Here is a 22,102-nt window from a genome sequence, read left to right on the forward strand (position 1 = left end):
GGGCAAAGAGTGAATTATAAAAAGAACCCGATGCCAGCGGGGGCGACAAACGCCTGCGAGGCGCGACAAAAATTCACAAAGGAGATGCAATTTGTTGCAAATGTAATGCGGGCGTAATGTTTGCGCACAGAAACCGTCGTTAGCATGCCGAATGGCCAGTCAGGAATTCCCGTACATCGTGAAACGCATCCTCATCGTGAAAGTGACGTCGCTCGGTGACGTCGTCCAGACGCTGCCCGTCGTCGCCGACCTGCATCGCGCCTTCCCCGGCGTGACGGTCGACTGGGCCGTGGACGAATCGTGCGCGGAGGTCGTGCGTTGGCATCCGGGCGTGAGCGCCGTGCTGTGCGCGCCGCTGCGCCGCTTCAAGAAAATGCGCAACGTCGCCGACCTGAAGGCGATCTCCGCTTCGATCGGTGCGTTGCGTGCGCATCGGTACGACGCCGCCATCGATCTGCACGGCGTCTACAAGAGCGCGATCATTTCGTCGCTGGCGCGTGCCGCGCGCCGCGTCGGCTACCAGACGCAGGATCTCGGCGAAACGGGCGCGCGCTTCGCGTATTCGCACCGTTTCGGTCCGCGGCCGGACTGCGATGCATGGCACGGGATGCGCGTGAGTGCCGGCGAAGCGCTCGGCTATGTGCCCGAAGGGCCTGCCACGTACGGCATCGTCGCACCGCAGGATGCGAGCCTGCCGGCCGCCGTGACCGACGGCGGGCCGTTCATGTTGCTGTTCCATGCAACGTCCAATCCCGACAAGAAATGGCCGGCCGAGCATTGGGCCGCCCTTGCCGCGCAGATGATGGCGCGCGGCGTGCGCGTGCTGTTGCCGTGGGGATCGGCGGCCGAGCACGACGATGCGCGGGATATCGCCGCCCGTGCGCCGGGTGCGATCGTGTTACCGGCGATGACGGTGCGCGAGCTCGGCGCGGCGCTTGGCCGGGCTGCGCTCGTGGTGGGGGTCGATACGGGGTTCGTGCACATGGCGCACGCGCTGCAGCGGCCGACCGTGATGATTTTCGTCGCGACGTCGCGTCACCATTGCGGCATCGGCGGCGCGCCGAATGCGCTGTCGATCGGCGAGCCGGGCGCGATGCCGACCGTCGGCGAGGCGCTGGACGCGATCGATACGGTTTGCCCGGCCTACGGCGCGTTGCGCGCGCGGCTGTCTGCCTGACGCGGCGCGGCGGCCGCGATCAGGCCAGCAACATCTCGACCGTGACGACGGCGGCAATGGCCGCCAGATTCGCCAGCAGCGCCTCGAACACGAGGCCGCGCCAGGTCTTCGGCCGGAACCGCAGCGCGAGCAGCAGCGCGCCACCCAGCGCGAGTGCGAGGATCAGGATCAGATCGGCATTGGCGAGGCGGATGTTCATGGCGGCGGCTCCTGTCGGGGCGGGATCACCGGGCGCGTAACGCCGCGCCCAGGATCGAGTATAGAGCGCGCTCGCCGCCGTACAACCCGGGTCGCCCCGGAGGGTCAGACGAGCGACGCGTCTCGCGTTTCGCGCATCAGCAGTACGCCGATCAGGCTGATCGCCGCCGCCACCGACACGTAACCGCCGACCCACGACAGCCCGCCATGCGCAGCCAGCAGTTGCGCGATATACGGTGCGATCGACGCACCGAGAATCCCGCCGAGGTTGTACGCGACTCCCGCGCCCGTATAGCGGACGTTGGTCGGGAACAATTCCGGCAGCAGCGCGCCCATCGGGGCGAACGTCACGCCCATCAGGAACAGCTCGATCGTCAGGAACAGCGCGACGAGCGGCATCGAGCCGCTGCCGAGCAGCGGCGCCATCGCGAATCCCGACAGCAATGCCGCGATCGCGCCGACGACCAGCACCGGCTTGCGCCCGAAACGGTCCGACGCCCATGCGGACAGCGGCGTCGCGAGGCCCATGAAGACGACCGCGAAGCAGAGCAGGCCGAGGAAGCTCTGGCGCGGAATGTGCAGCGTCGACACGCCGTACGACAGCGAGAACACCGTCGAGATGTAGAACAGCGTGTAGCAGACGACCATCGCGAGCGCGCCGAGCAGCGTCGGCTGCCAGTGCTGCGTGACGAGCGTCGCGACCGGCACGCGCACCCGCTCGTTGCGGTCGAGTGCGGCCTGGAACGCGGGCGTTTCGGCGATCTTGAGTCGCACGTACAGGCCGAGCGCGACGAGCACCGCGCTGACGAGGAACGGGATGCGCCAGCCCCAACTGCGGAACTGCGCGTCGGACAACGACAGCGCGAGCGCGAAGAACAGCCCGTTCGACATCAGGAAGCCGACCGACGGCCCCAGTTGCGGGAACATCCCGAACCAGCCGCGCTTGCCCTGCGGCGCGTGCTCGGTCGCGAGCAGCGCCGCACCGCCCCATTCGCCGCCGAGGCCGATCCCCTGGCCGAAGCGCAGTACGCACAGCAGTACCGGCGCGAGCGCGCCGATCGCGTCGTAGCCGGGCACGAAGCCGATCGCGGTGGTGGACACGCCCATCACGAGCAGCGATGCGACGAGCGTCGACTTGCGGCCGATGCGGTCGCCGAAGTGCCCGAACAGGAACGAGCCGATCGGGCGCGCGATGAACGCGATGCCGAACGTGACGAACGCGGACAGCGCCTGGGCGGTCGCCGAACCGTGCGGGAAGAAGACGGGGCCGATGACGAGCGCGGCGGCCGTCGCGTACACGTAGAAATCGTAGAACTCGATCGCGGTGCCGATGAAGCTCGCGAACACGATACGCCGATGGCTGACGGCGCCGGCCGAACCGGTTGCGTGTGCAACGGCCGGGGGGGATGCGGACATGGATGTCTCCGTTTTGTCGTTGGGGCGGTCGGCCGGGCATGCACTCGGGCAGGCGACTGCCTGCCGGGAGCAGCCGGGCAGAGGATGATGCGGATGACGCGGTAGCGGCGTGGACGCGCGCCGTGGCGCGGACGTCACCCGCCGGTCGACGATGGAGACGGGTACGTCGCCGCCCGGTGCCGGCGTGGTCGGCTCGCTTGCCGGGTGGGGCGCGCGAACGCACGCGCGGCGTGATGGCCGCGCGAGTGCGGAAAATTATAGCCAGCGCCGCCGCTCACCCGCAATCGGGTCGCGGCGGCGCGTCAATCGATCGATTGCGCCTGCGCGGACGCGGTGCTTTGCAGCTGGAAGTGACCGTCGTCGTTGAAGAGCCAGCCTTCCATCAGTTCGAGCCGGCCGTTGCCGTCGAGCAGCCGCGACGGCGGCGCCGGCAGCGGCGCCGCGCGGCGCAGCGACGCGAGCGCGAGCGCTTCCGCTTCGCTGTCGCCGTTGCTGCGATAGACGGATGCATTGACGACGCGGCCGCTGCCGTCGACGGTGAAGGCCACGACGACGAGCGAACGCAGCATGGCTTGCGGTGTGCCGTGCAGCATCCCGGACGGATTGCGTTCGGCGACCCGATGGGCGACCTCGACGCGATACTGGTCGAGGCTGCCGCTGCGTGTGACCGACGGAATCGTCAGGACCGAGCGTAGCGACGAAGGCGGCGTGATCGTGCACGCGGCAAGCAGGGCGACGGCGGCCAGCGCGGCAACACGCAGCCGGGCGACGCGCGGACGGAGAAGGGGGCGCATGAGGTAATGGCCAGGAGGGACGATAAAAAAATGATAGGCGCACCGACGCGAGGCGATATGGGGAGAAACGCATAGCGCGCGGGAGCGGTCGCGGCGATCGCTGATGATGGCGGCCGGGCGCCGCGTCGGGCTACGTCCGTCGTGCAGCGTGTGTCCCGATGTGACGCGACATGTGACAGCGTCCGTGGGGGGCGCACGTTGCGAGGTCGCAAGCCGCGGCATGCCGCGATCGTCCGGCCGGGCGGCGCGATTGACCTATGCGGCAACCTCGGCCGTCCGTCCGCGCGATCGCAGGCGATGCGGGCCGGCCGCGTCAGAAGCCGTGCGTCACGAGCGACAGTACCGACAGATCGGGGTGCGTGCCGTCGATGATGCTCTTGCCGACGTGCACGGCTTCGTGGGCGGCCTCGTCGAGGCTCGCGAAGCTTTCCTCGCCGTCCGCGTGGAACGGCACCGCATGGCCGGGCAGCGCGGGATTCGCGCCCGGATGACACACGTAGCCGGTGTACGTATAGCGCGTGTCGCTACCGGGCATCGCGGCCGGCACGACATGGATCTCGAAGCCTTCGTAATCGACGTGGTCCGTCGCGGTCGACAGGTCGGTCATGGCGATCTCCGTGTGCCGCACGCAAGGGTGGCGCGTGCGGCATCGAATACGCGGCGGCGTTCGTGTCGCCGTGTTGAACGAATTCTAGGCGATGGCGGGGCGGGTCGGGAGGCGTGCGGCGGTGTGCGGCGACCTCCGGCCGGGCACACATACCACGCCGATTCGGCGCCGACGATCGGGCGCCGATTCCATTGGCGAGCGACGGAAACGGGGATTGTCGTATTGATCGCGTGCGGCGCGTTCGTGTCCGGCGCCGCCGCCCCGGCTTGCCAGCCAGGTGCCGCGCAGGGCGCGGCACAAACGCGCGTTCCGACTCGATCGACAGGCGTGTCGCACCGCGACATCGCTACTTGCAGCGCGCGTCCTTGCGTTGCACGACGACGATCACCGGATACTTCTGGCCGTGATCGAGCTCCACGCGCGCGACGACGGTCAGCGTCGCGGGATCGGAATCGTCGTACACGCTGACCTGTTCGTTGCGGAGGTAGGTCACGCCGGTGCAGTTCGACGTGCGTCCGTCGTCGCCCACCTTGCACTGAAGCTCGTTGTCCTTCAGGTAGTTGTACGGCGACGGGCTGGCGAGATATTCGCTCAGGCCGCGCGGTGAACCGCCGACGCCGGTCACGTACGCGATCGCGCACGATGCCTGCGCGTCGCTGCCGGAGTTGGTGTCGGCCGTCGCCTGCGCGCTGACGGCAACCAGCAGCGTGGCGAGCGACGAGACGAGGAAGGGCTTCATGACGTGGATTTCCCGTTTCGCGAATCGGAGCGCGGGATTGTAACGGCATCCGGCGGGGCGCGTCGGAACGTGCGGCGCGCACGTGTGCGGCCAAACAAAAACCCCGTCATTCCGGGAATGGACGGGGTTGGGCGAACTTCCTGGCGGAAGCGGTGTCCGCCATTATTGAATGGCGGCGAACGACAGTGAACGATAGGTTGACCTTTTAAATAAAGGGAATGCAGGATTTTATTGTTCGCCGGCGTTCGTTCGTGTACCCTCAAATTCGTGAATCTATGGTGGGTTCGTTGGCGGGTTATGGAGGGTTCATGCCGAAGGTGGCGAAGGAACTGGGTGCGCTTGCCGTGTCCCGTTTGAAGGAGCCGGGCTCATATCCGGTTGGCAAGGTGGCGGGGTTGTATCTGCAGGTCGCATCGCCGACAGCGCGATCGTGGATCCTGCGCGTCAAGATCGGTGATCGGCGCCGTGAGATCGGGCTTGGCCCGTATCCCGCAGTGAGCCTGAAGGATGCGCATGCAAAAGCGCAGGCCGAGCGCGACAAGATCAAGAGAGGTATCGACCCGGTGCTCGAGCGCAAGGCGGCCGAAAGCGCGCTGCGGGCCGCGCACGCGTCGGAAATCACGTTTGCCGAGGCCGCACGCCAGTTCATCGCGTCGCGCGCGCACGGTTGGAAGAATGCGAAGCACGGCGACCAATGGCGAAACACGATCGCCGAATATGCCGACCCGATCCTCGGGAGGATGCTCGTCCGACATATCACTCGTGAGCACGTGCTGCGCGTGCTCGATCCGATCTGGACGACCAAGACGGAAACGGCATCTCGTCTGCGGGGCCGGATCGAGAACGTGCTCGACTGGGCACGCGTGAAGGGATATCGCGATGGCGAGAATCCGGCGTTGTGGCGCGGCAACCTCGATCACCTGCTCGCGAAGCCCGCGGCGATTGCGAAGGTCCGGCACCATCCGGCGTTGCCGTATCAAGAGATGGGCGCCTTCATGAAGCGGCTGCGTGCGATCGACGCCACGGGCGCGCGTTGTCTGGAATTCACAATCCTGACGGCCGCTCGTTCCGGTGAGGCGCGCGGCGCGCGATGGTCGGAGTTCGACCTCGATGCCGGCGTCTGGCGCGTACCGCCCGAGCGTATGAAGCTGAAGAAGGAACACCGCGTGCCGCTATCGGCCGCAGTCGTGGCCTTTCTGAAGGCACTCCCGCGGAACGAGCCCGACGATCCGGATGCCCTGGTGTTCCCTAGTCCGCGGGGCAAGGTATTCAGCGACATGACGTTGCTGATGATGGTGCGCCGGCTAGAGGTGCCGGCGACGCCGCACGGTTTCCGGTCGACGTTTCGTGATTGGGCGGGCGAGTGCACCAGCCATCCGCGCGAACTGATCGAGGTGGCGCTCGCGCACATTCCCGGCGATCAGTCCGAGATGTCGTACTGGCGCGGTGACGTGCTCGAGCGGCGCCGGCAGTTGATGGCCGACTGGGCTGCTTTTATTTCGCGGCCGTTCAAGAGCGGCTCTATTTTGCCTCTCCAACGACAGGCATAATCGTTTTCACCGCGCCTAGGCTGATCCCCGAAAACCGGCTCCCTCGCCGGCCGGCGCGGTACCTCAACGAGGGATGCATGAGGGTGCATGTGAGCAATGACGACCTGAATCAGGTTGCTAAGCAGGTAGACCATTTCGATGGTTTCGAGTTGGTTCAACCTGGGCGACGGCAACGGCAGCAGCGCGATCAAAATCCCGCGTACAAGATAGTGCGAGTTGAACGCACCAACGAATCAATAGAGAAGAGCAAACGCGAGATCCTTGCGCGCAGGCTAGTAAAGCGAGCAGAGGCGTTTGCGGCCTTTATCGTCATCGTGGAGAGCAAGGGCTTACCTGCTCATGTGATTGACGAGACCAAACTTTCGGAGATCGCAATCGGAGAGCGGTGGGACATGGTTCCGCTTGTTCTCGCCCATCTCATCCGCACCGACGAAGAGGTGAGGATCGCGTTTCAGGAGTTTTCCCGTACCGCTAAGAACTGCGCAAATGCATTCGTGCGGGGAGCCTATTCGGTATCCGGAAAGGTGCGCGAAGCCGTATCCGCCAAATACAGGGACATTTTTTTGCATGCTGCTTCGGCCTATGCACGAAAGCTGTCACTACTCGAAACCTCCCTTGATCGTCTTTCCAGTATCTCGGCATCCGAGCTGCGCGAGTTGGCGAACACCGGTGACGAACTGGCAGCACGCGTCGCGTCGATCGGCGAACGAATCTCGGAAGAGCTGGCAAGGCGCAAGGCGAGTTCCGGTGGCCGTACCAGGGCAGAAAAGTACGCGGTCGTCAGTGAAGAAGCGCAGCGTCTCGCACGCGATCGCGTCCCGACCAGTGGCAAATGGCCATCGCGGGCACAGGCCGTCCGTGCCATTCTTGATGATGTGCAAAAGTGCGCCGAAGCGAACAATGCGCGCCTCACCGATACCCAAGCTCCCGAAACGATCGATGGCTGGCTGAAAAGCATGCCCGATGCCGAAACCCTGTTTGCCCGTAGATACCCCCCGTCAACTGGCAAACACCCCCCGTCAACTGGCTGACACCCTAGTAATTCGCTCCGTGCGTGGCAGATGATCCGCTCAACGTGCAATCCCGCACGATCTTGAACGGAGATGAGTGAATGAGCACGATTCAGGGTGGCGCGAAGCGCCCCAAACAAGCCGCTGCATATATCGGCTCCGGACTGACGACGCTTTGGTCGCTCGTGAAGAACGATCCGATGTTTCCGCGCCCTTTCAAGGTTGGGCGCATGACGCTGTTCTACACGGCCGAACTCGACACGTACCTCGCGCGCAAGGCGCAAGGGAGCCGTGTATGAGCGACGGCGTGCTGATCCCGACTCCGACCGTCACCGAGCTGGCCGACGCCGCGGTGCGTTCCATCGAGGCCGGCCGCGCGGCGGCCACCATCCTCGCCCAGATCGATGCCGACACGGCGGTGCCCGATGCCCTTGCCGTGCAGCTGTTGACCTTGCTCGCGGCCGAGGAACCGCAGCACCACGGCGACATTCTCACTGGCTTCCTGCGGCCGGTGCAGAAGCGTCTCGAGGAGCCGGCCGCGCGCTTGCGTGACCTGGCGTATCTGCGCAGTCCGTTCGCCGTGTGATCGGATGGGTTGATGTCGACTGAACCGTTCGAAAGCCCTTTCACGCGGATCCCGAACAACCTGCTCGACGCGATCCTGGCCGCTCGGCTTGGAGCACGGCAGTTGAACGTGCTGCTCGCGATCATCCGCAAGACCTACGGCTACAACAAGACCGCTGACGAGATCGGTCTCGGGCAGCTGCGCGATATGACCGGCATCGACAAGGCCAATCTCAGCCGCGCTGTTCGCGAGTTGGAGGCCTTGGGGATCGTCACGCGCGGCGCCGGCCGCCACGGGCACCGCCTTGCCGTGAACACTGATTCCTCGTCTTGGGAGTTGCCAATTCGGCAACCGTTGCCGGATGAACAACAGTTGCCAGATCAGCAACCGGGGGTTGCCGAATCGACAACCGAAGGGGTTGCCAAATCGACAACGAAACAGTTGCCAAATCGACAACCACAAAAGAAAGGAAAGAAAAGAAAGACAACTCCAAAAGAAATCCCGCACTCGCTGCGCGAGCGCTTTGAGCGATTCTGGGCGGCATATCCGCGCAAGCGCTCTCACGACGCTGCGCTGAAGGCCTTCGCAAAGCGGAACCCGGACGAGCAGCTATTCGCCGCCATCATGGCCGGCGTCCAGCGGGCCACGACATCCGGCCAGTGGAGCGATCCGAAATTCATCCCGCACGCCTCGACCTGGTTGAATGCGGCAGGATGGCTGGACGAACTGCAGACCGCGTACAGCGATGCGGAGCTGGCCGTCATCGATGCGTACAACGCAGCACTCGGCGACCGTCTCGGCCGCGTAGATCCTGCGCTGTTTGTCGAGGCGCGTGCCGGCGCTATCCGTGCGTTGATCGAGCACCTGAAGGGCGACATCGATGCTGTGGCCCGCTATTTCCCGGCCGTGCGCGATCGAGTCGAGCTTCCGCCACGTGTCGGATTCGATTACCTCATCGGCCCGAAGGGATTCGGCGACGTCACAGGCAAGCTGCAGCTCGCTCGCGCGGCCGGCGCAGGCGCCCCCGGTGTCGGTGTTGACTGGCACACGACGACCGCCGGCATTGAGGCACAAGCCGTCGTACTGGGCATCGCGAAGAGCGATGCCGAACCGTTCGCTGTCTTCAAGCGGCGCGTGTTCAAGGCCGCCGGTGACGGGCAATGGATTCGCGATGAACTTGCTGCCGAGAAGCGATTCGGCGACGAAGCGTATGAGCGCCTACGTGCGTTTTACTACGACCCGCCAAACGATGGAGCTGTGCATGCGTGACGATAGCGGAGGTCTGTTCCCCCCTGTCGCGAGCCCCGAAACGCCCGTGAAGAGAAAGCGCCGGTCGACCCGCCATCAACCCGCCATGTCGCAGAGTCCGAACCGGTGGCCGCCGGCGCGCGTCGCCGCTTTCTGGGCGCGCCGGTGCCGGATCTTCCTGAAGGCCTGCGAGGACGCCGAGTTGGTCGCCGAGGCGCTGCGTATCGTCGGCCGCAGCGAGGTGCTTGCGCGGCTGCGCGGCGGCGTGCCGGCGACGTTCAGTGACGTGCTGGTCGACCTGTACGTGCACGCACATCACGACCGGTTCGCCGGCGGGCGGCAGCTTGGCGCGGTGGGTCCGATCCGGCTGGCGATTCGCGCCGCGCTCGGGCGCGCGCCGAGCGCATCGACGAAAGAGCTATGGGCGATGGTGGCCGCGGCGCCCCCGCGCGGCTGGACGCTGCACGACAACCGGGCGGGCCGCTACGCGGAGGGGCCGGAGGCTGGCCAGAACGTCGATTACCGGGCGTTCGCGAACCACGCCTCGGCAGAGCGCCGAGCGCGGAAATCATCGAATAGCGGTGCGATGAGTCGGGGGTGAGATAGTCCGGCCATCACGAACCCGGACCGCCGAGCGATGACCTTCAATCCCCTCACCACCGTCAACGAACACCCGGGCGCCCAGGAGGTGCCGCACTCCATCGTGGATGCGGCGGGCAGCCAACTCCATCGGGATCTGCCGCTGCATGCCTGCACCCGCCTGGTCGAGGACTATCGGAAGACCGACGCGAGCCTCGCCAGCACGCTCAGGATCGTTCCGACCGCGGTGGCGTTGGTGCCCGAGGCTGGCCCGAATCCGAACGTCCCTGCCGATCATTTCCTGCGTGGGCTGCTGACCCATCCCGGCCAGCCGAAGCTGTACCAGATCGTCGCACCTGACGGCCGCGTCGTCGTCAATTTTCTGCCGCACGACATCGCCTGGAATTTCGCCAGCATTCTCCAACATCGGTGCCCGTCGCAGCGCTTCACGTTTCAGGAAGTGCCGGCCGACCAGCTGGGAGTGGTGGCGTGAGCACGATCTCCAACGACTCCCCGATGCGCACCGGCTGGAGCGTCGTAGATAAGCAGGGCAAGGAACTGTGCAGCCTCGTCCCGCGCTCGACGGCCGATGACATGAAGTGGTTCTACATGCAAAGCAATCCGGCGTATGGCAACGGGCTCGAGATCAAGCGCAGCGAGCCCAAACCGATGCCGGCGCCGATCGTTTTCTCGCCTGACATCTACAAACCGATGGCGGTGCCTACGCCGCCGAAGCTGCCCGACATCGAGGCCGGCCGCGAGCGCGCCCACCTACGTGAGTGCATCGAGCGGTGCAAGGTGACGCTGACAGCGCTGGAGGCCGCCAAGGTTGCGGCGGAACGGGCGCGCGAACACTTGGCGGGATGCGAGGCTGAATTGACGCGACTGCGTGCGGCAGACGTCGCCGAGACGGCGTCCGCTGGCGCGCAGCTTGCGGATCGGCTCAAGGCTGGCCAGGCCGCGCCACCCGAACCGAAACTGCGCACCGGTCGCGCTGCAGTTCTCGACGCCGAGGCGCGGCGCGATGCGGCGCTGGGCGCGTGCGAGTTGCTCGGCGCCGATGTCACTGCGGCCACCAAGGCGATGGAGCAGGCGGCCCACGATGCGCAACTTGCCGCCGACGTGGTGATGCGCTCGGAGTTGCAACAGCGCATCGAGCAGCTCGTGGCGTTGCGAGAACAGATGGTCCCGCTTCGTCAGTTCATTGACGACGCGCTGCGTTGTGGCATGCCGATCGATATTTCCGCGGCGCGTGAGGCACTCGTGATACCCGATCTGCATTGGAGCGGCGATCAGGATATGCACGTGCGCCTGCACAACTATCGCGAAGCGCTTCGGCAGGACGCTGATGTGCAGTTCGAAGATCAACCCACCGAGGTGAAGCAATGACCCGCCGAATCCGCTGCCGCACCATCGATCGCGGTATCTCGCTCAGCGGCCGCGTGACGGCTGACAAGACGGCCGCCGCGGCCGCCGCCGACCGCCCGGACATCAACGAGATCAACCGGCGTTTCTGGGACGCTCAAGGCGTGCATACGACGCCCACACGCGACGCCGCGCCGGTCGATGACATCAACGAGCGGCACCGCCGCTTCTGGGCGGCGCAGGCCGCTTCGTAACGCTGTTGCCTCGCTGGAAGCAACCCGAGTTCATCGTCGCTCGGCGTGGATCAGTCGGACAGTGCCACGGCTCCGAAAAACCCCGACAGCAGGCGGCCCACCGGGAGTGGGCGCGGCCCGCCGGTGCGTAGGGGGCGCATTGCGCGCTCCCTGCCGCATCGTGATCGTGTTCAACGAGTCGCCGTAATCGGCAGCCCGGACATAGGACGAGAAAATGACGCAGCAATGGCTTCGGAAGGCGTCGCTTCTGGCGGGCGACCTGAATGACGACGGTATCGACCTGTCAGCGCTTCGATTCACGTTCGAGGTGCGGCGCGGGGATCGTGAGACCCCGAATTCAGCGCGGATTCGGGTCTACAACCTGAATCCGAGCACGGCAAACAGGGTGAGCCAGGAGTTCTCGCGAGTGGTGCTGCAGGCAGGCTACAAGGGGAATTGCGGGATCATTTTCGACGGTTCGCTGATACAGGCACGACAGGGTCGAGAAAGCCCGACCGACACCTTTCTGGACCTGACCTGCGCGGACGGGGATCGCGCCTACAACTTTGCGACGATCAACACGACGTTGGCGGCTGGCGCGACCCATGCCGACGTTGTCGATGCAGTGTCCAAGGCGTTCGCGGAGAAGGGCGTGACACGCGGCTACATCCCTGATTTGACCGTGAACGCATATCCGCGCGGCCGCGTGCTGTTCGGGATGGCGCGCGATGTGATGCGGGATGTGGCAATGGACCTCGACATGGACTGGAGCATCCAAAATGGCCAGCTCACGATGATTCCTCGAACGGAGTTCATCCCGGGCGATATCTACGAGGTGAACCGGAATACCGGGATGGTGGGTTTGCCCGTCCAACAGCGCAACTATATTTTTGTCCGGATGCTACTGAATCCGAACATCAAAATCGGCAATGTGATCCAGCTCGAGAACGCCAGCATTCAGCGGTACGAGTATGGGCTTTCGATCAGTGATCAGCCGAAAAATGGTTTCGACGCGGTGAGCAATCAGCTCAACAACCCGGCCGGAAAATACGGCCTATACAGAGTCATGGTTGCCGAGCATCTCGGCGACACGCACAGCAAAGAATGGTACACGGAGGCGACGTGCATTGCGGTGAACGCCACTGCCTCGATCGAAATCGCCAACAAGGCTTCGCACTATTCGATCGCGCCAGCGCCGTCGAAGATCGATCCCAATGATCCTTTCGGCGCAAGCAGGATCCCACCGGTCAATCCGAACGGTTAGCGGCGGCTGTAGCTGGGATATTGGAGCGTGGCCGACCCGTCACCGTTCGGGGCGGCCCGCCCGAATATCGCGAGGGAATCGACCGGTTTTTGCCCGTCGGGCGCGATCATTACCACGGACTTGTTGAGCGTCGCTCCCCAACATCCAACGTATTGACTCGTGCCGGAATGCACTTCGAGCTCACGATATTGCTCTGCATTGACGATGGGCAGGCTGCATCGCTTCGATGTGTGAAGCGTATAGGTCATTGCGGCCAAATCGATTCTGTCGCCGGCCTTTGCCTCACCCGTTGGCCATACGAGCACATCGTCGGCGAGATGTTTCGGCGGCGTGGCAAGGGCCGATGTGCACAGAAGCATCGCAAGCAACCAGGCGGTAATTCTCATTGAGGTTCCCACGTGAATAAGAACGAAATTGCGCCAGACGCACTGGAAGTATTTCGGCTTGGCGTGTTTGTTGCCAAAAACGAAACGCACGTCGCACTTCCGGGCACTGTCGAATCATACGACGTCGACGCCCAGACCGTCGTCGTGCAGGCCGGCATTAAAGCAACGCTGCGCGCGGAAGACGGCACACTGTCAACCGTGGCGCTTCCGCTGCTTGTCGATTGCCCGGTGCAGTTTCCAGCTGGCGGTGGCGCGACCATGACCTTTCCGGTGACCAAGGGTGACGAGTGTCTTGTGGTGTTCGCCGACGGCGCGATCGACGCCTGGTGGCAGTCGGGCGGTGTGGGCGAGAAGGTATCCGTCCGCATGCACGATCTGTCGGATGGCTTCGCGCTGCTCGGCTTTCGCTCGAAGCCCCGCGTCCTTGCGAATGTCAGCACGACATCCGCGCAGCTGCGCAGCGACGATGGCTCGACGTTCGTCGACCTCAATCCGGCCGGCCAAGTCGTGAAAGTGAAGGCGCCGGGCGGCATCACGCTCGACGCGCCGACGGTGACCATGACAGGCGCGATCGCAGTGCTGAACGAGGACGGCGCGCGCACTGCGTGCTCGATCAACGGAGCTACGCAGTTCGCTGGCGAAGTCTTCGCGAACGGCAAGCGCGTCGACGACACGCACACGCACCCGGATGCACAGGGCGGCAACACCGGCCCGGTCAACTGATGGAGATTCCGATGCTCGACATTTCGACGTCCGCGGCCACCGGTGAACGCTTCCGGGATGCCGCCGCGGTCGCCTTCGATCGCATCGTCGGCGATTGCCTCGATCGCGAGTGGGTCATCGGCCCGCAGCCGCAGCCGAACAAGGCGCGGCATGGCAACAGCAACGCCGCGCTCGACCGGCCGCTCGCCGAGGATGTGGCGCATGCGGAGTGACCTGTGCCGCTTTGGGAACCTGATCGCCTTCAGCCGCCGTGAAGCGCGTCGGATCATCACTGAGGTTGGCGAGGCAAGGCGACACCGTCTCTCACTCGTCGGCGAGCGCTTGATCGCGCAGTTTCAGGACATCGACGCGGGTACCACGCTCGACGAGCGATTGGCGCTGATCGGCGCCAATCCGGCTGACGCCAGCGACATCGAGCCTGGCCGCGATTCGATGCTCCATCTCGTATGGGCACGCTCCCTCGAATGGTCGGCCATGCGCCGACGCGACAAGTGGATCGAGGAAGAGCGAGCATCGCTCTACTGGGCCGTGGCGTACGTGATGCTTGACTGGATGGGTACCGACGAAGTGCGGCCCGCCGTAGACGCCGCGCTACGAATGGCGTTGCCGTCTTGTGGCTTCCCGCAGCTTCGAGGGTGAGAGCAAATACCTGGAATTCCGGGATTGCCCCGGGTTTGCATAGACCCAGCATAGAAGGATTCGACCGATGGCCGCGCTCCCTGAAAACGTGAAAGCCCGCATCGTGCAAGGCTTGGCATGCTTCGACAGCCCCTCGCAGGTGGCGCGCGACATCTTGGCTGAGTTCGGCTTGTCTGTGACGCCGCAGCACTGCGAGAGCTACGACCCGACGAAGGCAGCCGGCGCCAAGGTCGGGAAGAAGCGGCGGGCTGAGTTCGAGGCGATCCGTGCGGCCTTCCTCGCCGACCTCGGGCAGAGCGCCATGTCGCATCGGGCCGTGCGTCTGCGTCGACTGGAACGGCTCATGACCCGAGCCGAGAACTCCGGCAATATCGTGCTGACCGCCCAGTTGATCGAACAGATCTCGCGCGAGTGCGAAGGCGCAGAGCTGGCCGACCTGCAGCGCAGGCTCGCCGCGTTGGGGGGTAACCGCTGATGGCGACCCGCCATAGAAGGATGCTGCAGCAACTGCGCGAGGAGGTTGCGCGCCTGGAGGCCGAGCGTTCCGACACGACGGGTGCCGCGGTGCGCGCGATCGAGCAGGCTTGGCAGCAACTCGGTGCGTACCAGGCGCGGGCCCGGCGCGAGCCGGTGCTGCTGGCGCTGGCCTATCGACGTCCGCTGCCGGACTGGACGCCCACCGCCTTCGTCGACGTGATCCGGGCCGATCCAATCGACCGCCATCCGTGGGCCGCGTGTGAGGCGTTCCGGGAGTTGCTATGGCGCTGGCGCGTGCCGGTCGACCGTGATGCCGACCAGGCCGCCGAGATCGAGGCCGACGCCCGTCGGTACGTTGCAGAGCTGCGCGACCGCGGCGCGCACGCGTGGGCCGCGCGCTTCGAGCTGATGCTGCTATCGGATGTAGAGCTGGACGCGATCGAGCGTGAGCTCGAGCTGCGGTACTGATGCGCCGCTATGCGTCGCCGTGGACAGAGCAATACCCGCCGGCATCGTTCGCTTCCTTCCATGCGAGCGCATCGCGGTAGTGTGCGCCTGGCACGAAGCATCGGCAGCGCTTGCCTGCGCGCGTTTTCGCTATGCACTTGACAGCCCCGTTGTTTTCGACCCATTCGGCATATTCTTCGTCGGACACGCCGACCGCTGCGGCCGGCGCCGATCGTCCGGACGCGATGCATTGGGCGAGCACTTCCGGTGTAATGGGGCGCTCCATCCAGCCATCCGGGGCTCGAAACTGAACCACGAGTTTCACGCCTGCCTTTTCGGCGAGGCGTAGCACCTCAACCGCGTCATTTTGTGTCGGCATTGGATTCTCCAGTGTTGCCGGAGGATAGCTCGGAGGGACTGACGACGCCAGACGCTCATGCATGGAGGAACGAAGGTCCGCCGACGTGGCCCGACCCGCATGGCGGGTACGGCGCTGGTGCCCGTCTACCCGCCATCTTGCCCGCCAACTGAATTTCTCAGATTCGAGGAATCTCCTGAAGCCCGCAATAACCGGAGGCTCGGTTTTCGGTCCGCCCTCAGGTTGAGGGTGAAGGGTCTCACGACTCCGTTACAGGAATTCCTGTGTCCCTATCGAAGCCGGAATTCCGGCGTTGGCGCATTTCCTCAACTTGAGGGAATGCGATAACTCGTTGATTTTGCTGGATTGCTGGAATTCCAGCAATCTCGCGCAACCATCGACGGTGGTTGTGCCGCCTACCGCCGCGGCTCGGCGCTCAATAGATCAGCGGTGCTTACCCTTTGCAATTTGAAACGCGGAAGGGACGTCGCTGATAATGGCTCACCGCCTCAACAATCGATCATCACATGAGTGTCTATCTCACCGCGAGCGAGCTCGCCGACCTTGTCGGCTGTAAGCCCAACCAGCGGGCGACGATGGCTCGCTGGCTCGATCGCAACGGCTGGCGATACGTGATCGACATCAATGGGATGCCAAAGGTCGCGCGGGCCTTACATGACCAGAAGCTCGGGATCGCTCCAGAGGAGCCGGCGACAGATAGTCGGTTTGCCACGGAACCTAACTTCGATGCGCTTTACGACTACGTCAAGCAACGACCGCGCCGTCGTTAATCAGGCTCTTGCGCGCCTCGCCATAATGGCCTAACCTGTAGCCGTCGTTGAAACAACAGCGACCCGGGTTTGACAGCCTGGAATACACAGGGCGGACGGCCGCCAGAGTGCGGTTTTTTTACGTCCGTAGTATCATCGCTCGCGCCCTTTTTACGGGCGGGCTGTGGTGGGGGAGCGCTTGCGCTCGCCGGTTCCTGTGTTCCGGTCTGTCAACCCTGTCACCAGCCTGCCCACCCGTTTGACAGCGGCGGCAGGCTCCGAAAACACAGGAGCTGCACCATGCGAACCGCTATCTCCGCTCGCCCGTCGAGCGTCGTTCCTCTCCGCTGCGCCGAGCCGCGCAGCCTTCTTTTCCTTGAGATTGTCTCCGACGCCGTGCGCGCGGCCGCGCTGGCCCCGACCGATCGCGCCGCGCTCGACATCACTGGCGACGCGCTGCGCCGTCTCGCTGACCTGGCCCGTGCAGAGGTGGCGCATGGCTAAGACGAACCCTGAACTCGAAGCGCTCGTGCGCCGCGGCATCGATGGCGTGTCGTGCTCGCGGGAAGGCTTCCTGCGCATGAGCAATCTGCTAGCCGCAATCGCGCGCTTCGCAGAGGCGAACGGCGATGCGTACACGGCGGCCGTCGCCATCGTCGGCGCCGATGTTGCTGAAACGTATCTCGACCTGACCGAGACTGCACACAAGGAACTGACCGCGAAGGTGAGCCATGGCTGACATCGAACAAAGCTTCATCGACGCCCAGCTCGACGCGCACCTTGTATGTGACCTGCTGCGCGTGCTGTATAGCGCGGTACCCGACGACAAGCCTGGCGCGCTCCCGATCCACAGCACGCTGAAGCACATCCTGACGCTGGCGGAAGCGCTTCCGGACACGCTCGATGTGATTTCGCGGGAGGTGTGCCATGGCTAAGCTTCGTTGCCGGCCGGGCGATCTGGCGCGCGTCGTGCGCTCGAAAAATCCTGCGCTTCCCGGGCGCATCGTCGTTGTCGATCGCCTGCGCCACGGCGACTGTTGGGAAGTGACCGTTCTCGGGCAGGCCGTGTTCGGCGCAGCTGCCGACGAAGACGGCCCCATTTTCACGAACTATTACCTGTTTCCCGATTACGCGCTCGAGCCACTGCGTGGCGACGGCCTGGAGACGGAACAGGGCGAGAGGGAGGCCAATCATGCGTGAACTGCGCTGTAGGCCCGGCGACCTTGCCCGCGTGATCTACTCGAAGCTCGACGGCCTTGTCGGCCGCACCGTCTTTGTGGAGGGCGTCGGCGTGTCGCCGCCGGACGGCTCGCACCTGTGGAATGTGACGCTGTTCGGCGCGCCGGTGGTGGGTGTGGGGCCGCTCAGCGGCCGGCCGCGCGTGACCCACAAGCTTAGGTTCAGCGATTCGTCGCTGCTGCCGCTCCGCGGCGAACCGCTGGCCGACGAGGAATCGACCGGGCGAGCAACCACCTTGCCACAGCCTGTATAGGAGGTATGGAAATGGCGAAACGAAAGTCAGTGGCGGATACAAAACCGTCCACGGATCGCGAGGTGATCGCGCCACTCAGGAGCACGATCAGCGCCGTCAGCTTTCAGGGGCTCAGCATCGTGACTCCGGACGGAAATGCCGCAACACTCGCGGTAGTCGACCAGAACGGCAAGATCGTCGAGGCCGGCCCGAGCGTGATGCGCGCGGTATGGGACGTCGCAATACGGTCGTATCGAAATTTCCTGATCGGCAACGGGCACTTGCGCGTGCTGACGCGGCCCCCGGATCTGGGAATTAAATGAACAATGGCGCCCGTGTGGCGCCATTGGTTTGATGCGTCCGCAGCCGCGTCAGGATTGTTCGTCGGGACCGCCAAACTCGCTGCTCCGCGGCTCGCCGAAGTCGACGACCGGATGCGGTTCCAGTTTCCCCTCGCGCAGTTGCTGCAGATACCGTTCGCGGGAGAACGGCATGCGTGCGCCGGTGTTCTTTGGCGCGCAGTGTTCAGCCTCGTAGCGTTCGATCAGGATCGACAGCCGCTCCAACTCGTCGCCGGCCGGCGTATCAGGTGCCGGATCTGCATCGACGAGCTCGGACACCGCCTTCAGGGCTACGCCGTAATCGTCCTCGGTTCGAATCGATTGAATGTCCATCGCTGGAAACCTGACGCAGGATATCAACATTCATTCTAGCGGAGCGCCGGCGCAGCGAGCATCGTCAACGTTGTTGGGACGTTGAAGGATGCGGGTTACGCGTCTGGATCTTTCGTGATGATTTCAAGGTTCGCCGAGAGCAGGCCGCCACCGCCGGTGACGAGAGCTGAGTAGCGATTGGCAGACGTAGCGAGCGTTGCTGCTTCCTGCACCTTCTTCAGCGCTGCGTCACGTGCTTTCGCGCCATCATCGGCAGTGAGGTCGATGTTGTATTCGCCGGGCGGCAATTTATACATCTTCCCGTTATTGGCAATGTAATACCGGCGATAGTCGCGAGAATGCATTTCGGCATGCAGCGTCGCGTACTCTTCGGCGTCAGGGGAGTGCTCTTTGGTTCGTTTGTCGTCTTTGTGCAGCACGACTCGGGCGGTCAGAGTGTAGCTCGGCATTTCTTGCCTCCCAGTGGCAGAAATACGACTTTGTGTTTAGGTGGGTTGTATGGCGGGTTGGATTATTTTGTCCGCCCGAAACCCTTTATACGTAAGGGCTTCTGGCGGAAGCGGTGAGATTCGAACTCACGGACAGTTTCCCGTCGCTGGTTTTCAAGACCAGTGCCTTAAACCGCTCGGCCACGCTTCCACACGAGGCGGCATTGTAACCGAAATGCCGCCGCGTTCATTCGATCAGTCGTCGCGCAGGAACAATTCCTGCAGGTCGTTGAGGAAACGCTGGCCGAGCGGCGTCGGCGCGATTCGGGTGAAATCGCGCGTGATCAGTCCGCGCCGCTCCGCTTCCTTCAGCGCCGGCTCGATCGTGCTCATCGGCAGGCCCGTGCGTTCCGCGAAGCTGTGCACGGGGAAGCCCTCGACGAGCCGCAACGTGTTCAGCATGAATTCGAACGGTAGATCGCGCGCGCCGACTTCACGCTCTTCCTGCACGGCCGTGCCGGCCTTCGCCTGCTCGATGAAGGTCGCCGGATGCTTGTAGCGCGCCTGCCGCAGGATCCGGTTCGGGAACGACAGCTTCGTGTGGGCGCCCGCACCGATCCCGAGATAGTCGCCGAAGCGCCAGTAATTCAGGTTGTGCTTGCACTGATGATTCGGCTTCGCGTACGCGGACACTTCGTAGCGTCCGTAGCCGGCTTCGGCCGTGCGCGCATGAATCCATTCCTGCATGTCGGCCGACGCGTCGTCGTCGGGGACGACCGGCGGGAACTTCGCGAACAGCGTATTCGGCTCGAGCGTCAGGTGATACAGCGACAGGTGCGGCGGCGCGAACGACAGCGCGGTCTCGATGTCGGTGCGGCATTCGTCGAGCGTCTGGTTCGGCAGCGCGAACATCAGGTCGAGGTTGAAGTTGTCGAAGTTCTGCGCGGCGATCTCGACGGCCGCGCGTGCCTGCGCGGTGTCGTGAATCCGGCCGAGCGCCTTCAGGTGCGCCTCGTTGAAGCTCTGGATGCCGACCGACAGGCGGTTCACGCCGCTTGCGCGGAACTGCGCGAACTTCGCGGCTTCGAACGTGCCCGGATTCGCCTCGAGCGTGATCTCGGCATCGGCGTCGAGCGGCAGCAGCGCACGCACGTCGGACAGCATCCGGTCGAGGCCGGCCGCCGACAGCAGGCTCGGCGTGCCGCCGCCGATGAACACGGTATGCACCTGCCGCCCCCACACGAGCGGCAGCGCCTGCTCGAGGTCGGCACGCAGTGCGTCGAGATAGTCGGCTTCCGGAAACCGCTCGCCTTTCCATTCGTGCGAGTTGAAATCGCAGTACGGGCACTTGCGCACGCACCACGGGAAATGCACGTACAGCGCGAGCGGCGGCAGCGACGTGAGGCGCACCTGGCCGGGCGACGTGAAGGTCGCGACGACGCGTGCGCCGGTTTCCGCGGCCTGGCTCATGCCACCTCCCGCGGCGAAGCGATATCGGGTACGGTCATGCTTCCTCCGCGAGCCGGGCGAGCAGTGCCTTCAGCGCCAGCGCGCGATGGCTGTGCGTGTTCTTCACGGCCGGCTCGAGTTCGGCGGCCGTCGCGCCGAGCGACGGCAGGTAGAAATACGGGTCGTAGCCGAATCCGTGTTCGCCGCGCGGCGTATCGACGATCTCGCCGGCCCAGCGCCCTTCGGCGAACAGCGGTTCCGGATCGTCCGCATGGCGCACGAGCGCGAGCACGCAGCAGTAGTAGGCGCGCCGGTCGTCGACGCCGCGCAACTGCTCGACGAGATACGCATTGTTCGCCGCGTCGCCCTTGGCGCGGCCCGCGCGCTGCGCGTAGCGCGCCGAATAGACGCCCGGCGCGCCGCGCAGCACGCGCACGCACAGGCCGGAATCGTCGGCGATCGCCGGCAGCCCGGTGAGCCGCGATGCGTGGCGCGCCTTGGTCAGCGCGTTCTCGATGAACGTGCCGAACGGCTCTTCCGCCTCCGGCACCGCGAGGTCGCCCTGCGGGACGATCTCGATGCCGACCGTCGCGAACAGCGCGGTGAATTCGCGCAGCTTGCCCGGGTTGTTCGATGCGAGCACGATGCGCGACAGCGGCGCGAGGGTGAGGTCGTCAGGCATGGCTCACGCCCAGGACATCTTTTTGCAGCCGCACGAGCTCGGCGATCCCGCCCTGAGCGAGGTCCAGCAGCGCGCTCATCTCGGCGCGCGAGAACGGCACGCCTTCGGCCGTGCCCTGCACTTCGACGAAGCCGCCCGCGCCCGTCATCACGACGTTCATGTCGGTGTCGCAGCGCGAATCTTCCGCGTAGTCGAGATCGAGCACGGGCGCGCCTTCGTACACGCCGACCGAGATCGCAGCGACATGGTCGGTGATCGGCGAGCGCGCGAGCTTGCCGGCCGCGATCAGCGTCGACACGGCGTCGTGCGCGGCGACGAACGCGCCGGTGATGCTGGCCGTGCGCGTGCCGCCGTCGGCTTGGATCACGTCGCAGTCGATGTGGATCGTGCGCGGGCCGAGCGCCTCGAGATCGAACACCGCGCGCAGCGCGCGGCCGATCAGGCGCTGAATTTCCTGCGTCCGGCCCGTCTGCTTGCCGCGGGCGGCTTCGCGGTCGCTGCGCGTGTGGGTCGCGCGCGGCAGCATCCCGTATTCGGCGGTCAGCCAGCCTTGCCCGCGCTCGCGCAGGAACTCGGGCACGCGCTCGGCGACGCTTGCGGTGCAGAGCACCTTGGTGTCGCCGAATTCGACCAGCACGGAGCCTTCGGCGTGTTTCGTGTAGTGGCGCGTGAGGGCGACCTTGCGCAGTTCGTCGGCGCGGCGGCCGCTAGGGCGGGAAACGGAAGACGTCATGGGAAATCGCGGAAGGGGAGGAAACCCCGATTTTAGCGCCGAACGGCGGGCGTGCCCGGCGGGATGGTCCGCAAAAATGGGATAATGCGCGCTTCCCGCCCCGCGCCTTTCGATGCGCCG

General features: G+C 64.9%; 35 protein-coding genes and 1 tRNA gene. 23 read left to right on the forward strand and 13 right to left on the reverse strand.

What is annotated here, in order from left to right:
* The first annotated feature begins 178 nt into the window (after positions 1-178).
* Positions 179-1,177 (forward strand): lipopolysaccharide heptosyltransferase I, encoded by a 999-nt coding sequence (gene waaC, locus WS54_RS17830; protein WP_059779805.1) that lies wholly within the window; start codon positions 179-181, stop codon positions 1,175-1,177.
* A gap of 19 nt (positions 1,178-1,196) precedes the next feature.
* Here waaC and WS54_RS17835 read toward each other — a convergent pair whose 3' ends face one another.
* The 5 genes from WS54_RS17835 to WS54_RS17860 all read right to left on the reverse strand — a co-directional run bounded on the left by WS54_RS17835 (position 1,197) and on the right by WS54_RS17860 (position 4,931).
* Entirely contained in the window at positions 1,197-1,376 is a 180-nt protein-coding gene (locus WS54_RS17835; protein ID WP_034206669.1) for a hypothetical protein, read from the reverse strand.
* 104 nt (positions 1,377-1,480) lie between these two features.
* On the reverse strand, positions 1,481-2,791 hold the full coding sequence (locus WS54_RS17840; protein ID WP_034206670.1) for an MFS transporter: 1,311 nt from the start codon (positions 2,789-2,791) through the stop codon (positions 1,481-1,483).
* A 302-nt stretch (positions 2,792-3,093) separates the two neighbouring features.
* Positions 3,094-3,585 carry an energy transducer TonB family protein gene (locus WS54_RS17850; RefSeq protein ID WP_034206671.1) on the reverse strand — a complete coding sequence of 164 codons (492 nt, stop codon included), beginning with the start codon at positions 3,583-3,585 and terminating at the stop codon, positions 3,094-3,096.
* Between the two features lie 313 nt (positions 3,586-3,898).
* A complete protein-coding gene (locus tag WS54_RS17855) occupies positions 3,899-4,192 on the reverse strand; it encodes a hypothetical protein (protein WP_059779808.1) in 294 nt (97 codons plus the stop codon).
* Positions 4,193-4,538: 346 nt separating this feature from the next.
* Positions 4,539-4,931, reverse strand: coding sequence for a hypothetical protein (locus tag WS54_RS17860; protein WP_059779586.1), 393 nt, complete (start codon positions 4,929-4,931; stop codon positions 4,539-4,541).
* A 308-nt stretch (positions 4,932-5,239) separates the two neighbouring features.
* Here WS54_RS17860 and WS54_RS17865 point away from each other — a divergent pair, with 308 nt between their 5' ends.
* The 10 genes from WS54_RS17865 to WS54_RS17905 all read left to right on the forward strand — a co-directional run bounded on the left by WS54_RS17865 (position 5,240) and on the right by WS54_RS17905 (position 12,745).
* The gene (locus WS54_RS17865; RefSeq protein ID WP_059779588.1) at positions 5,240-6,481 is read left to right on the forward strand and encodes a tyrosine-type recombinase/integrase; all 1,242 of its coding nucleotides are present in this window, start codon (positions 5,240-5,242) and stop codon (positions 6,479-6,481) included.
* An 89-nt stretch (positions 6,482-6,570) separates the two neighbouring features.
* A complete protein-coding gene (locus WS54_RS33700; RefSeq protein WP_159086689.1) occupies positions 6,571-7,512 on the forward strand; it encodes a hypothetical protein in 942 nt (313 codons plus the stop codon).
* 80 nt (positions 7,513-7,592) lie between these two features.
* The gene (locus WS54_RS17870; RefSeq protein ID WP_059779590.1) at positions 7,593-7,790 is read left to right on the forward strand and encodes a helix-turn-helix transcriptional regulator; all 198 of its coding nucleotides are present in this window, start codon (positions 7,593-7,595) and stop codon (positions 7,788-7,790) included.
* On the forward strand, positions 7,787-8,077 hold the full coding sequence (locus WS54_RS17875) for a hypothetical protein (protein ID WP_059779592.1): 291 nt from the start codon (positions 7,787-7,789) through the stop codon (positions 8,075-8,077). Before WS54_RS17870 ends, WS54_RS17875 begins: the two co-directional genes overlap by 4 nt.
* A 12-nt stretch (positions 8,078-8,089) precedes the next feature.
* A complete protein-coding gene (locus WS54_RS17880; protein WP_059779594.1) occupies positions 8,090-9,325 on the forward strand; it encodes a replication protein in 1,236 nt (411 codons plus the stop codon).
* Positions 9,318-9,905 (forward strand): hypothetical protein, encoded by a 588-nt coding sequence (locus WS54_RS17885; protein ID WP_159086690.1) that lies wholly within the window; start codon positions 9,318-9,320, stop codon positions 9,903-9,905. The genes WS54_RS17880 and WS54_RS17885 overlap by 8 nt, the downstream gene beginning before the upstream one ends.
* Positions 9,906-9,941: 36 nt before the next feature.
* The gene (locus tag WS54_RS17890; protein WP_059779597.1) at positions 9,942-10,376 is read left to right on the forward strand and encodes a hypothetical protein; all 435 of its coding nucleotides are present in this window, start codon (positions 9,942-9,944) and stop codon (positions 10,374-10,376) included.
* Positions 10,373-11,272, forward strand: a complete 900-nt coding sequence (locus WS54_RS17895) for a hypothetical protein (RefSeq protein ID WP_059779600.1) — start codon at positions 10,373-10,375, stop codon at positions 11,270-11,272. The genes WS54_RS17890 and WS54_RS17895 overlap by 4 nt, the downstream gene beginning before the upstream one ends.
* Entirely contained in the window at positions 11,269-11,502 is a 234-nt protein-coding gene (locus WS54_RS17900; protein ID WP_059779603.1) for a hypothetical protein, read from the forward strand. Before WS54_RS17895 ends, WS54_RS17900 begins: the two co-directional genes overlap by 4 nt.
* A gap of 214 nt (positions 11,503-11,716) precedes the next feature.
* Positions 11,717-12,745: a phage protein gene (locus WS54_RS17905; RefSeq protein ID WP_059779604.1), complete on the forward strand. Its 1,029-nt coding sequence runs from the start codon at positions 11,717-11,719 to the stop codon at positions 12,743-12,745.
* Here the strand turns inward: WS54_RS17905 and WS54_RS17910 are convergent.
* On the reverse strand, positions 12,742-13,131 hold the full coding sequence (locus WS54_RS17910) for a hypothetical protein (protein WP_059779606.1): 390 nt from the start codon (positions 13,129-13,131) through the stop codon (positions 12,742-12,744). The genes WS54_RS17905 and WS54_RS17910 overlap by 4 nt on opposite strands.
* A 12-nt stretch (positions 13,132-13,143) precedes the next feature.
* Between WS54_RS17910 and WS54_RS17915 the strand changes: the two genes are divergently transcribed.
* From WS54_RS17915 to WS54_RS17935, 5 genes are all read left to right on the forward strand, one after another.
* Positions 13,144-13,854 (forward strand): Gp138 family membrane-puncturing spike protein, encoded by a 711-nt coding sequence (locus WS54_RS17915; RefSeq protein ID WP_059779609.1) that lies wholly within the window; start codon positions 13,144-13,146, stop codon positions 13,852-13,854.
* A gap of 11 nt (positions 13,855-13,865) precedes the next feature.
* Positions 13,866-14,066: a hypothetical protein gene (locus WS54_RS17920; protein ID WP_159086691.1), complete on the forward strand. Its 201-nt coding sequence runs from the start codon at positions 13,866-13,868 to the stop codon at positions 14,064-14,066.
* Positions 14,056-14,493, forward strand: a complete 438-nt coding sequence (locus tag WS54_RS17925; protein ID WP_108041917.1) for a hypothetical protein — start codon at positions 14,056-14,058, stop codon at positions 14,491-14,493. The genes WS54_RS17920 and WS54_RS17925 overlap by 11 nt, the downstream gene beginning before the upstream one ends.
* Positions 14,494-14,560: 67 nt before the next feature.
* On the forward strand, positions 14,561-14,968 hold the full coding sequence (locus WS54_RS17930) for a DUF2280 domain-containing protein (protein WP_059779615.1): 408 nt from the start codon (positions 14,561-14,563) through the stop codon (positions 14,966-14,968).
* A gap of 20 nt (positions 14,969-14,988) precedes the next feature.
* Positions 14,989-15,438 carry a hypothetical protein gene (locus tag WS54_RS17935; RefSeq protein ID WP_159086692.1) on the forward strand — a complete coding sequence of 150 codons (450 nt, stop codon included), beginning with the start codon at positions 14,989-14,991 and terminating at the stop codon, positions 15,436-15,438.
* Positions 15,439-15,445: 7 nt separating this feature from the next.
* On the opposite strand, the gene WS54_RS17940 is transcribed toward WS54_RS17935, so the two are convergent.
* Complete coding sequence (locus WS54_RS17940) at positions 15,446-15,796, reverse strand: hypothetical protein (protein WP_159086693.1); 351 nt, start codon at positions 15,794-15,796, stop codon at positions 15,446-15,448.
* A 506-nt stretch (positions 15,797-16,302) separates the two neighbouring features.
* Between WS54_RS17940 and WS54_RS17945 the strand changes: the two genes are divergently transcribed.
* The 7 genes from WS54_RS17945 to WS54_RS17970 all read left to right on the forward strand — a co-directional run bounded on the left by WS54_RS17945 (position 16,303) and on the right by WS54_RS17970 (position 18,339).
* The gene (locus tag WS54_RS17945; RefSeq protein WP_059779620.1) at positions 16,303-16,566 is read left to right on the forward strand and encodes a DUF4224 domain-containing protein; all 264 of its coding nucleotides are present in this window, start codon (positions 16,303-16,305) and stop codon (positions 16,564-16,566) included.
* A gap of 279 nt (positions 16,567-16,845) precedes the next feature.
* On the forward strand, positions 16,846-17,049 hold the full coding sequence (locus WS54_RS17950; RefSeq protein WP_059779621.1) for a hypothetical protein: 204 nt from the start codon (positions 16,846-16,848) through the stop codon (positions 17,047-17,049).
* Entirely contained in the window at positions 17,042-17,284 is a 243-nt protein-coding gene (locus WS54_RS33705) for a hypothetical protein (protein ID WP_059779622.1), read from the forward strand. The genes WS54_RS17950 and WS54_RS33705 overlap by 8 nt, the downstream gene beginning before the upstream one ends.
* A complete protein-coding gene (locus WS54_RS17955) occupies positions 17,277-17,480 on the forward strand; it encodes a hypothetical protein (RefSeq protein ID WP_059779624.1) in 204 nt (67 codons plus the stop codon). Before WS54_RS33705 ends, WS54_RS17955 begins: the two co-directional genes overlap by 8 nt.
* Positions 17,473-17,745: a hypothetical protein gene (locus WS54_RS17960; RefSeq protein WP_059779627.1), complete on the forward strand. Its 273-nt coding sequence runs from the start codon at positions 17,473-17,475 to the stop codon at positions 17,743-17,745. Before WS54_RS17955 ends, WS54_RS17960 begins: the two co-directional genes overlap by 8 nt.
* Positions 17,738-18,037, forward strand: coding sequence for a hypothetical protein (locus WS54_RS17965; RefSeq protein WP_059779629.1), 300 nt, complete (start codon positions 17,738-17,740; stop codon positions 18,035-18,037). Before WS54_RS17960 ends, WS54_RS17965 begins: the two co-directional genes overlap by 8 nt.
* An 11-nt stretch (positions 18,038-18,048) precedes the next feature.
* Positions 18,049-18,339 carry a hypothetical protein gene (locus WS54_RS17970; RefSeq protein WP_059779811.1) on the forward strand — a complete coding sequence of 97 codons (291 nt, stop codon included), beginning with the start codon at positions 18,049-18,051 and terminating at the stop codon, positions 18,337-18,339.
* Between the two features lie 48 nt (positions 18,340-18,387).
* Here WS54_RS17970 and WS54_RS34270 read toward each other — a convergent pair whose 3' ends face one another.
* The 6 genes from WS54_RS34270 to rph all read right to left on the reverse strand — a co-directional run bounded on the left by WS54_RS34270 (position 18,388) and on the right by rph (position 21,982).
* On the reverse strand, positions 18,388-18,690 hold the full coding sequence (locus tag WS54_RS34270) for a hypothetical protein (protein WP_236872802.1): 303 nt from the start codon (positions 18,688-18,690) through the stop codon (positions 18,388-18,390).
* A 95-nt stretch (positions 18,691-18,785) separates the two neighbouring features.
* Positions 18,786-19,139: a hypothetical protein gene (locus WS54_RS17985; RefSeq protein WP_059779631.1), complete on the reverse strand. Its 354-nt coding sequence runs from the start codon at positions 19,137-19,139 to the stop codon at positions 18,786-18,788.
* 102 nt (positions 19,140-19,241) lie between these two features.
* Positions 19,242-19,329, reverse strand: a tRNA-Ser gene (locus tag WS54_RS17990).
* Positions 19,330-19,373: 44 nt separating this feature from the next.
* Positions 19,374-20,588, reverse strand: coding sequence for a radical SAM family heme chaperone HemW (hemW, locus tag WS54_RS17995; RefSeq protein ID WP_059779633.1), 1,215 nt, complete (start codon positions 20,586-20,588; stop codon positions 19,374-19,376).
* A gap of 34 nt (positions 20,589-20,622) precedes the next feature.
* Positions 20,623-21,249: an RdgB/HAM1 family non-canonical purine NTP pyrophosphatase gene (rdgB, locus tag WS54_RS18000; protein ID WP_034206675.1), complete on the reverse strand. Its 627-nt coding sequence runs from the start codon at positions 21,247-21,249 to the stop codon at positions 20,623-20,625.
* Positions 21,242-21,982 (reverse strand): ribonuclease PH, encoded by a 741-nt coding sequence (gene rph / locus WS54_RS18005; protein WP_059779635.1) that lies wholly within the window; start codon positions 21,980-21,982, stop codon positions 21,242-21,244. The genes rdgB and rph overlap by 8 nt, the downstream gene beginning before the upstream one ends.
* Positions 21,983-22,102: the final 120 nt, after the last annotated feature.

The sequence above is a fragment of the Burkholderia sp. NRF60-BP8 genome (assembly GCF_001522585.2).
Taxonomy (GTDB): domain Bacteria; phylum Pseudomonadota; class Gammaproteobacteria; order Burkholderiales; family Burkholderiaceae; genus Burkholderia.

What these genes read in the sequence shown, in the direction of transcription:
- WS54_RS17950 (WP_059779621.1), top strand. Translation starts at nt 16,846, where the DNA reads ATGCGAACCGCTATCTCCGCTCGCCCGTCGAGCGTCGTTCCTCTCCGC.
- WS54_RS17880 (WP_059779594.1), top strand. Translation starts at nt 8,090, where the DNA reads ATGTCGACTGAACCGTTCGAAAGCCCTTTCACGCGGATCCCGAACAAC.
- rph (WP_059779635.1), bottom strand. Translation starts at nt 21,982, where the DNA reads ATGACGTCTTCCGTTTCCCGCCCTAGCGGCCGCCGCGCCGACGAACTG.
- WS54_RS17865 (WP_059779588.1), top strand. Translation starts at nt 5,240, where the DNA reads ATGCCGAAGGTGGCGAAGGAACTGGGTGCGCTTGCCGTGTCCCGTTTG.
- WS54_RS17870 (WP_059779590.1), top strand. Translation starts at nt 7,593, where the DNA reads ATGAGCACGATTCAGGGTGGCGCGAAGCGCCCCAAACAAGCCGCTGCA.
- WS54_RS17925 (WP_108041917.1), top strand. Translation starts at nt 14,056, where the DNA reads ATGCGGAGTGACCTGTGCCGCTTTGGGAACCTGATCGCCTTCAGCCGC.
- WS54_RS17945 (WP_059779620.1), top strand. Translation starts at nt 16,303, where the DNA reads ATGAGTGTCTATCTCACCGCGAGCGAGCTCGCCGACCTTGTCGGCTGT.
- WS54_RS33705 (WP_059779622.1), top strand. Translation starts at nt 17,042, where the DNA reads ATGGCTAAGACGAACCCTGAACTCGAAGCGCTCGTGCGCCGCGGCATC.
- WS54_RS17920 (WP_159086691.1), top strand. Translation starts at nt 13,866, where the DNA reads ATGCTCGACATTTCGACGTCCGCGGCCACCGGTGAACGCTTCCGGGAT.
- WS54_RS17960 (WP_059779627.1), top strand. Translation starts at nt 17,473, where the DNA reads ATGGCTAAGCTTCGTTGCCGGCCGGGCGATCTGGCGCGCGTCGTGCGC.
- WS54_RS17905 (WP_059779604.1), top strand. Translation starts at nt 11,717, where the DNA reads ATGACGCAGCAATGGCTTCGGAAGGCGTCGCTTCTGGCGGGCGACCTG.
- WS54_RS34270 (WP_236872802.1), bottom strand. Translation starts at nt 18,690, where the DNA reads ATGGACATTCAATCGATTCGAACCGAGGACGATTACGGCGTAGCCCTG.
- WS54_RS17835 (WP_034206669.1), bottom strand. Translation starts at nt 1,376, where the DNA reads ATGAACATCCGCCTCGCCAATGCCGATCTGATCCTGATCCTCGCACTC.
- WS54_RS17935 (WP_159086692.1), top strand. Translation starts at nt 14,989, where the DNA reads ATGCTGCAGCAACTGCGCGAGGAGGTTGCGCGCCTGGAGGCCGAGCGT.
- hemW (WP_059779633.1), bottom strand. Translation starts at nt 20,588, where the DNA reads ATGAGCCAGGCCGCGGAAACCGGCGCACGCGTCGTCGCGACCTTCACG.
- WS54_RS17860 (WP_059779586.1), bottom strand. Translation starts at nt 4,931, where the DNA reads ATGAAGCCCTTCCTCGTCTCGTCGCTCGCCACGCTGCTGGTTGCCGTC.
- WS54_RS17955 (WP_059779624.1), top strand. Translation starts at nt 17,277, where the DNA reads ATGGCTGACATCGAACAAAGCTTCATCGACGCCCAGCTCGACGCGCAC.
- WS54_RS17940 (WP_159086693.1), bottom strand. Translation starts at nt 15,796, where the DNA reads ATGCCGACACAAAATGACGCGGTTGAGGTGCTACGCCTCGCCGAAAAG.
- rdgB (WP_034206675.1), bottom strand. Translation starts at nt 21,249, where the DNA reads ATGCCTGACGACCTCACCCTCGCGCCGCTGTCGCGCATCGTGCTCGCA.
- WS54_RS17875 (WP_059779592.1), top strand. Translation starts at nt 7,787, where the DNA reads ATGAGCGACGGCGTGCTGATCCCGACTCCGACCGTCACCGAGCTGGCC.
- WS54_RS17930 (WP_059779615.1), top strand. Translation starts at nt 14,561, where the DNA reads ATGGCCGCGCTCCCTGAAAACGTGAAAGCCCGCATCGTGCAAGGCTTG.
- WS54_RS17985 (WP_059779631.1), bottom strand. Translation starts at nt 19,139, where the DNA reads ATGCCGAGCTACACTCTGACCGCCCGAGTCGTGCTGCACAAAGACGAC.
- WS54_RS17890 (WP_059779597.1), top strand. Translation starts at nt 9,942, where the DNA reads ATGACCTTCAATCCCCTCACCACCGTCAACGAACACCCGGGCGCCCAG.
- WS54_RS17885 (WP_159086690.1), top strand. Translation starts at nt 9,318, where the DNA reads ATGCGTGACGATAGCGGAGGTCTGTTCCCCCCTGTCGCGAGCCCCGAA.
- WS54_RS17965 (WP_059779629.1), top strand. Translation starts at nt 17,738, where the DNA reads ATGCGTGAACTGCGCTGTAGGCCCGGCGACCTTGCCCGCGTGATCTAC.
- WS54_RS17900 (WP_059779603.1), top strand. Translation starts at nt 11,269, where the DNA reads ATGACCCGCCGAATCCGCTGCCGCACCATCGATCGCGGTATCTCGCTC.
- WS54_RS17840 (WP_034206670.1), bottom strand. Translation starts at nt 2,791, where the DNA reads ATGTCCGCATCCCCCCCGGCCGTTGCACACGCAACCGGTTCGGCCGGC.
- WS54_RS17850 (WP_034206671.1), bottom strand. Translation starts at nt 3,585, where the DNA reads ATGCGCCCCCTTCTCCGTCCGCGCGTCGCCCGGCTGCGTGTTGCCGCG.
- WS54_RS17970 (WP_059779811.1), top strand. Translation starts at nt 18,049, where the DNA reads ATGGCGAAACGAAAGTCAGTGGCGGATACAAAACCGTCCACGGATCGC.
- WS54_RS17910 (WP_059779606.1), bottom strand. Translation starts at nt 13,131, where the DNA reads ATGAGAATTACCGCCTGGTTGCTTGCGATGCTTCTGTGCACATCGGCC.
- WS54_RS17855 (WP_059779808.1), bottom strand. Translation starts at nt 4,192, where the DNA reads ATGACCGACCTGTCGACCGCGACGGACCACGTCGATTACGAAGGCTTC.